This window comes from Arcobacter sp. CECT 8989 (assembly GCF_004116715.1).
GTDB lineage: Bacteria > Campylobacterota > Campylobacteria > Campylobacterales > Arcobacteraceae > Halarcobacter.
The window spans coordinates 1-379 of the sequence record NZ_PDKE01000147.1 but is presented as its reverse complement, the minus strand read 5'-3'; the positions used below and the strand labels follow the sequence as shown (position 1 = coordinate 379).

Below are 379 nucleotides of genomic sequence, written 5' to 3'. Positions count from 1 at the left end.
CCGCTACACTACATATTCTAGTTACTTCACAAACATTCAAGCCCTACAGTATCAATGGCAATTTTTTGGTTAAGCCAAAAACTTTCACCGCTGACTTATAAGGCCGCCTACGGACCCTTTAAACCCAATCATTCCGGATAACGCTTGGATCCTCCGTATTACCGCGGCTGCTGGCACGGAGTTAGCCGATCCTTATTCTTACGGTACCGTCAGTACATTACTCGTAATGTTTTTTCTTCCCGTACAAAAGCAGTTTACACACCATAGATGCTTCTTCCTGCACGCGGCATGGCTGGATCAGGCTTGCGCCCATTGTCCAATATTCCTCACTGCTGCCTCCCGTAGGAGTCTGGTCCGTGTCTCAGTACCAGTGTGGGGG

1 rRNA gene is annotated in these 379 nt (G+C 48.5%); it reads right to left on the bottom strand.

Annotation, left to right across the window (positions count from 1 at the left end):
- Window positions 1-379: ribosomal RNA gene (locus CRV02_RS14765) — 16S ribosomal RNA — on the bottom strand; the annotation flags it as partial.